The organism is Microbacterium memoriense (assembly GCF_025398275.1).
Lineage (GTDB): Bacteria > Actinomycetota > Actinomycetes > Actinomycetales > Microbacteriaceae > Microbacterium > Microbacterium memoriense.
The window spans coordinates 96313-103350 of record NZ_JAODOR010000006.1 but is presented as its reverse complement, the minus strand read 5'-3'; the positions used below and the strand labels follow the sequence as shown (position 1 = coordinate 103350).

The window sequence follows — 7038 nt, the reverse complement described above, 5'->3', positions numbered from 1 at the left end:
AATCTCACCCCACCGAAATGGAGTTGAGGTTATTTGGCATTTGACAAGTGCACGCTGTTGAGTTCTCAAGGATCGGACGCTCCCACTGCTCAGCCTCTCAGCCTCGCCCGCAGGGCAACTTCTCTATCTTACACTTCGCTCGGCGCTTGTCAAACCGGCGATTTCCGACTCTACGTCGGTGATCCGGTGATGACAGGTCATCTCACGAAGCGTGATCCCGACCTAGACCTGAAGGTCTTGTTCTCTCTACGAGAGGTTTGGGTTGGGGTGGCTCTCCACTTGAGGGGGCGAGACCTTCCGGCCTTTCGCTCTTCCCTGTGGGGCGAACAAGTAATAAGTTACGCGGGGGTTACAGATCGGGCAAATCCTGGTCTCATCCCGGGCGTGTCGCCTCGATCGCTTCCGTATGTTCTCCCAGATCGGGCGCCGAAAGTGCGCCCTCGGGACTATCGTGTGGCCATGAACGGCCCGGTCCCCCTGCCCTCGCGGACGAATGCTGCGGCGCTCGCGGAGCGCGCTGTTTCCGCGGTCACGCGGGCCGCGATGCGCGCGGCCGACGTGACGGGGCCCGTCCAGCTCGACGCGGACCGTGTGGCCACTGCCTATACGAGCGAGCGCTGGCTCCGCGTGGGCGGCCGCCCACCCGTCGCCTTCGCTCCATTGTCTGCGTTCTTCCGTGTGGCGGACGGGTGGGTGCGCACCCACGCGAACTACCCCCACCATCGCGCCGCCCTCGTGAGTGCTCTGCGGCTGAGCGAGGATGCCGACGTCGACGCGGTCGCGAATGAACTCGCCCGCTGGACATCCGCATCCGCCGCGCGTGCGATCAGCGTCGCAGGCGGCCTGTGCGTCGCGGTGCGCGTACCGGATCCCACCGTCGACGACGCGCTGCGCCGGCATCCCCTGGTCGCCGTCACTCAGCTCGGTGCGGCGCGCCCTCGTCCCCTCCCCGATGCGGCACCCGACGCTCCGCTCCGCGGGATCCGCGTCCTCGACCTCACCCGGGTGATCGCAGGCCCGATCGCGACCCGGACGCTGGCGCTTCTCGGTGCCGATGTTCTCCGGATCGATCCACCCTTCCTGCCCGAACTGTCCGCACAGCATCTCGACACGGGCCACGGCAAGCGGTCCGCCCTCCTCGACGTGGGGAGCGACGCGGGCGCAGCGCAACTCACCCGACTTCTCGCGCACGCGGACGTCGTCGCCCTGGGCTATCGTCCGGCGGCGCTCGCACGGCTCGGCCTCTCCCCCGCTGCAGTCGCTCTCGCACACCCGGGCGTCATCATCCTTCAGCTGAGCGCCTGGGGTGATCCGCAGCGGCGTGGCTTCGACAGCCTTGTGCAAGCGGAAAGCGGCATCGCGATGCTGGAGTCGGCCACGACCGCCCCCGGCGCTCTCCCGGCGCAGGCGCTGGACCATAGCGCCGGCTACCTCCTGGCCGCTGCCGCAGTCGATCTCCTCGTACGGCGGGCAACAGAGGGTGGTTCGTGGCTCGCGGAGACATCACTGCGACGCGTCGCCGCAGAACTCATCGGGTTGCCGCGGCGGACCGCGCCGACGGCCGACATCCGCGACAGCGATCCGCAGGCGCACCTGCAGGAGTTCCTGGTGCAGCGGCAGCTCGTCCGCACCGCCGCGCCCGCGGTGCAGTATCCGGGAGGGCCCGCAGCCTTCCGCTCTCCACGTCCCTGGGGCGGCGATGAACCCGTGTGGAGATAGGGCGAGCGCCGAACGGCCCCCGCTCCGAGGAGCGAGGGCCGTCCGAAGAGACGAGATGCTGTTTACTGCGCGGCGTTCACGATCTCGAGGAGCTTCGGGCTGTTGGCGTATGCCTCGGCCGCGTTCTCCCGCGTCACGATGACGGGCGGCAGCAGGAAGGCCGGGACGACCTTCACACCGTTGTCGTACTGTTCGGTGTCGTTGACCTCGGGCTCTTCACCCTTCTGGAGCGAGATGATCATGTCGATCGTCTGCGCAACCAGGAGCGTCGTGTCCTTGTTGATCGTCGAGTACTGCTCGCCGGCCATGATCGACTTGACCGACTCGGCCTCGGAGTCCTGACCGGTGACGGTGAACTTCGTGATGTCGGTACCGGCCTGCTTCACCGAGGTGATGATGGCGCGTGCCAGCGTGTCGTTCGGCGAGAGCACACCGTCGATCGGGGTCGACGCGTAGTTCGCGACCATGAGGGAGTCCATGCGGCTCTGAGCGTTCTCCGCCTTCCAGCCCTGGGTTGCGGTCTGCGCAACCTCGGTCTGACCGGACACCACGACGAGCGTGCCGTCATCGATCTTCGGCTGCAGCACCTTCATGGCGCCGTCGAAGAACACGGCTGCGTTCGCGTCGTCGGGCGAGCCCGAGAACAGCTCGATGTTCCACGGCGCACCGTGACCCGAGCGCGCCTCGAGCCCGTCCAGGAGAGCCTGGCCCTGCAGTTCGCCGACCTTGAAGTTGTCGAACGCGACGTAGAAGTCGACGTTCGGCGTGTTCTCGATGAGCCGGTCGTAGGCGATGATCTTGACGCCGGCGTCGGCAGCCTGCTGGAGCTGCGTGCCCAACTGCTTGCCATCCTTTGCGCCGATCACGATGACCTTCGCGCCGTTGGTGACCATGGCCGAGATCTGGTTCTGCTGCTCGGCGACCGTGTTCGTGGCCGGTGCATACTGCACGTCCGGCTTGAATCCGGCATCCGTGAGACCCGACGTGAACAGGTCACCCGCGAGTACCCAGTTCTCCGAGGTCTTGTCGGGGAGCGCGACGCCGATCGTGGCGTCGGCGGCGAACCCGGCAGCGGCCGCGTCCGTGCTGGCCGTGTCGGTGCGAGCGCCGGAGCAGCCGGTGAACGCCAGCGCCGCGACGGCGGCCATGGCGGCAGCCGCGAGAGCGATCTTCTTCATTGATTCGTCACTTTCTCTTTGAGTGGGTTGAGGCGAGCTTGCCCCGGGACTAGCCCTTGGGAAGGTCGGCCGGCTGGCTCGACTCATTCGTTCCCGACGTCGGAATGACGGCGGGCACACTGGTGGGGAATTCTGTGGCCTTGTCGCGGCGACGCGTGAGGAGTCCGATGATGGACGGTCCGCCGCGACGCTTGCTCATCACGTCGACCGCGACCGCGAGAAGCAAGACGAGCCCCTTGGTGATCGACACCGTGTCGGCACCGGCACCGACCAGCTGCAGTCCGTTGTTGAGGAACGCCATGACGAGACCGCCGATGATCGAGCCGATCACGGTGCCGATGCCGCCCGAGACCGCCGCTCCGCCGATGAAGACCGCGGCGATCGCGTCGAGCTCCCAGCCGTTTCCATCCTGCGGGCCGGAGGCCGTGGCTCGGCCGACGTAGATCATTCCCGCTACGGCGGCGAGCACCGACATGTTCATCATCACGAAAAAGTCGACGCGGCGATCCTTGACGCCCGAGAGCGCTGCGGCCATGCGGTTTCCACCCACCGCGTAGATGTGGCGACCGAACACGGTGCTGTTGGTGACGAATGAGTAGACCACCACGAGGACGAGCAGGATCACGCCGGAGATCGGGAAGCTCGTTCCCGGACGGCCCGTCGCGAAGAGCCACGCAGCCCAGAGGATGGCACCCGAGAGCACGATGACCTTGAGCGCGGACACCCAGATCGGAGCGGAGGGTGTGCCGATCCGCGCCTGCTGACGACGCAGGCGCCACTCGTTGTAGACGATCCAGCCGACACCGATCAGGCCGAGAAGCATCGTCAAGACGTTGAAGTTGACGGCGATCGGCAGCTCGGGCAGGTAGCCGGACCCGATGAAGCTGAACTCGGGCGGTACCGGCGTCGTGGTCGACTGACCGATCGCCTGGTTGGCACCGCGGAAGATCAGCATGCCGGCAAGTGTCACGATGAAGGCGGGCACGCCGACATAGGCAACCCAGAATCCTTGCCAGGCCCCGACGAGCACGCCGACGACCAGGCCGATCGCGATCGCGAACGGCCACGGGACATTCCACTCGCTCATCGATTTCGCGACGATGATGCCGACGAACGCGGCGACCGAACCGACCGACAGGTCGATGTGGCCCATGATGATGACCATCACCATGCCGATCGCGAGAATCAAGATGTAGGACTGCTGGCTCACGACGTTGATGAGGTTCTGCGATGACAGCGTCGTTCCACCGGTCCAGATCTGGAACACCAGGATGATCGCGATCAGTGACGCGAGGATGCCGAACTGTCGGAGCGAAGAGGTGCCGGCTCCGAACATCTTCTTGAGGTCGGCCAGACCGCCCTCGCTCTTCGTGGGGACCGTTTCGGTGCTCATCGCCCTGCCTTCTGTCGTGCGGAGGTCATGCTGCGCATGAGGTTCTCGGGTGTTGCTTCGGAGACGGGAAGGTCATCGGTGACCTGCCCCTCGAAGATCGTGTAGATCCGGTCGGAGATGCCCAGGAGCTCGGGCAACTCGCTCGAGATGAGGATGACGCCCTTCCCCTGTGCGGCGAGCTGCTGGATGATCGTGTAGATCTCGTACTTCGCTCCGACGTCGATACCGCGCGTCGGCTCGTCGAGGATCAGCAGGTCGGGATCGGTGAACATCCACTTCGCGAGGACGACCTTCTGCTGATTGCCGCCGGACAGCTTCGAGACACCGACGTCGACGCTCGGCGTCTTGATCCGCAGCCGCTTGCGGTAATCGTCCGCAACGTCGCTTTCCGCGTACGGGTCGATGACGCCGCGCCGAGCGATCTTGCCCAGCTTGGCTGAGACGATCGACCGCTTGATCGTGTCCAGGAGGTTGAGGCCCAGTGCTTTTCGGTCCTCACTGACGTACGCAAGCCCATGATCGATCGCGGATTGGACGTCTTTGAGCGCGACTTCCTTGCCGTTGATGAGCACCTGACCTGATTCGTACACACCGTACGAACGGCCGAACAGGCTCATCGCGAGCTCGGTGCGACCGGCGCCCATCAGGCCCGCAAGTCCGACGATTTCTCCCTTGCGCACGGAGATGTTCGACCCCTTGCACACGAGGCGCTCGGCGATCTGGGGGTGCCGCACGGTCCAGTTGCGCACTTCGAAGAACACGTCTCCGATGTGCGGCGTGCGATCCGGGTACCGGCTCTCGAGAGAACGGCCGACCATGCCGCGGATGATGCGGTCCTCGTCGACGCCACCGGCGTGCACGTCGAGAGTCTCGATCGTGCGTCCGTCACGGATGATCGTGATCGCGTCGGCGATCTGCTCGATCTCGTTGAGCTTGTGGCTGATGATGATCGACGTGATCCCCTTGCCTTTGAGGCCGAGGATCAGGTCGAGCAGGTGCTGCGAGTCGTCTTCGTTGAGCGCCGCCGTCGGCTCGTCGAGGATGAGGAGTTTGACGTCCTTCGCGAGCGCCTTCGCGATTTCAACGAGTTGCTGCTTGCCGACGCCGAGGTGCTTGATCTGCGTGTCGGGGTCGTCGCGCAGGCCGACCCGAGCCAGGAGATCGACGGCACGCCCGCGGGCGGCCGACCAGTCGATGATGCCGGCGTGGGCGATCTCGTTGCCGAGGAAGATGTTCTCGGTGATCGAGAGCTCCGGGATCAGCGCGAGCTCTTGATGAATGATCGCGATGCCGGCCTGCTCACTGGCGCGGATGTCCTTGAACTCCACAACACCGCCGCGGAACCAGATCTCACCCGAGTAGGTGCCGTAGGGGTAGACCCCGGAGAGCACCTTCATGAGCGTGGACTTGCCGGCACCGTTCTCGCCGCAGATCGCGTGGATCTCGCCGGCGCCCACGGTGATCGACACGTCGGACAGGGCCTTGACTCCGGGGAACTCCTTGGTGATGGAGCGCATCTCCAGAATCGGGACTGCGTCGGTCATGCGGCGCGACCTCCTCGTCTTCGTCTCCGCGTTCGTTGCGGATCCGGTAAATGTGACCGTTCACATTGCTCACTCATCGTGCACCTTTCGGCCCCTCGTGTCAATCCGCGGATAGGGCCGTTATCGAAGCGTCACTATTGGTGCCCGAATGCCCGTGCAGTCGAGGCGCGGACCACCAGACTCGGCTCGACCGACGCGAGCAGCGGAGGCGCGTCATCGGCGTTGATCAGACGCAGCAGCTCGGTGACGGCCCGGCGTCCGAGACCGGCAAACTGCTGATGGACCGTCGTCAGCGGCGGCCAACTATGTGCCGCGAGGGGGATGTCGTCGAACCCCACGATGCTCACGCGCCGCGGCACGTCGATGCCCACGTCACGAAAACCGTGCATGAGGCCCACCGCCATGGCGTCGTTGGCGGCGAATACGGCGGTGAAATCAAGGCGATGCGACAGCTCCAACGCCGCGCGGTACCCGAAATCTGCGGTCCAGTCCCCCAGGATCGGCGCGCGCGTCGGCAGATCGGCGTCGGACAAAGCGTGCAGGTATCCCCGCATCCGGCTCTCCGCCTCGATCCAGTCCTGCGGGCCCGCGACGTGGACGATCTCGACGTGCCCGAGTTCGATGAGATGCTCGGTGGCCATTTTGCCGCCCCGCATCTGGTCCTCGGCGAGCTCCACGATGCCGCGTTCGGCCGTGTTCAGACCGAGATACGGGATATCGACATCCAGCTCGGCGAGAATGTCGAAGACGCGCACTTGCGGCGCGTGGACGACGATCCCCTCCACCGATTGTCGGCGGAGGTGTTCGACGGCGGCGCGGATGGTCTCCGGCTGCGTGTCACGCAGATATGCCGAATTGACCCAGTACCCGTGCTCACGCGCCGAGTCTTCGAACGCGGCGAGGCTGGACGTCGGACCGTATTCGCCGCGCGAACCCAGGATCACACCCAGGGTGCTCGACCGGCTCGTCACGAGGGCGCGTGCGGCCTGATTGGGCCGATAACGCAGTTCTTCCATCGCATCGAGGACACGTTGTTTCGTGGCCGGCCGGATGCTCGGATGATCGTTCAGGACGCGGGACACGGTCTGATAGGAAACATCGGCGGCACGGGCGACGTCGCGGATGCTCGCCGTCCGCGTGCGTTCTTCGCCAGCCTCGTTCACGCGCCTCACCTCGATGTGTACGTTCACATTACCGCGGCATC

Annotated in this window: 5 protein-coding genes; 1 reads left to right on the top strand and 4 read right to left on the bottom strand. The window is 65.4% G+C overall.

Annotated features, from left to right (window positions below; genetic code table 11):
- Positions 1-459: 459 nt before the first annotated feature.
- Positions 460-1719 carry a CoA transferase gene (locus tag N4R40_RS06030; protein ID WP_261606470.1) on the top strand — a complete coding sequence of 420 codons (1260 nt, stop codon included), beginning with the start codon at positions 460-462 and terminating at the stop codon, positions 1717-1719.
- A 62-nt stretch (positions 1720-1781) separates the two neighbouring features.
- On the opposite strand, the gene N4R40_RS06025 is transcribed toward N4R40_RS06030, so the two are convergent.
- From N4R40_RS06025 to N4R40_RS06010, 4 genes are all read right to left on the bottom strand, one after another.
- A complete protein-coding gene (locus N4R40_RS06025; protein ID WP_261606469.1) occupies positions 1782-2897 on the bottom strand; it encodes a substrate-binding domain-containing protein in 1116 nt (371 codons plus the stop codon).
- A gap of 49 nt (positions 2898-2946) precedes the next feature.
- Positions 2947-4290: a multiple monosaccharide ABC transporter permease gene (gene mmsB, locus N4R40_RS06020; RefSeq protein ID WP_261606468.1), complete on the bottom strand. Its 1344-nt coding sequence runs from the start codon at positions 4288-4290 to the stop codon at positions 2947-2949.
- On the bottom strand, positions 4287-5834 hold the full coding sequence (mmsA, locus tag N4R40_RS06015; RefSeq protein ID WP_261606467.1) for a multiple monosaccharide ABC transporter ATP-binding protein: 1548 nt from the start codon (positions 5832-5834) through the stop codon (positions 4287-4289). Before mmsA ends, mmsB begins: the two co-directional genes overlap by 4 nt.
- Positions 5835-5968: 134 nt before the next feature.
- Entirely contained in the window at positions 5969-7024 is a 1056-nt protein-coding gene (locus tag N4R40_RS06010) for a LacI family DNA-binding transcriptional regulator (RefSeq protein WP_261606466.1), read from the bottom strand.
- Between the last annotated feature and the right edge of the window lie 14 nt (positions 7025-7038).

Coding starts and splice junctions, on each gene's coding strand:
- N4R40_RS06030 (WP_261606470.1), top strand. CDS start 460: ATGAACGGCCCGGTCCCCCTGCCCTCGCGGACGAATGCTGCGGCGCTC.
- N4R40_RS06025 (WP_261606469.1), bottom strand. CDS start 2,897: ATGAAGAAGATCGCTCTCGCGGCTGCCGCCATGGCCGCCGTCGCGGCG.
- mmsA (WP_261606467.1), bottom strand. CDS start 5,834: ATGACCGACGCAGTCCCGATTCTGGAGATGCGCTCCATCACCAAGGAG.
- mmsB (WP_261606468.1), bottom strand. CDS start 4,290: ATGAGCACCGAAACGGTCCCCACGAAGAGCGAGGGCGGTCTGGCCGAC.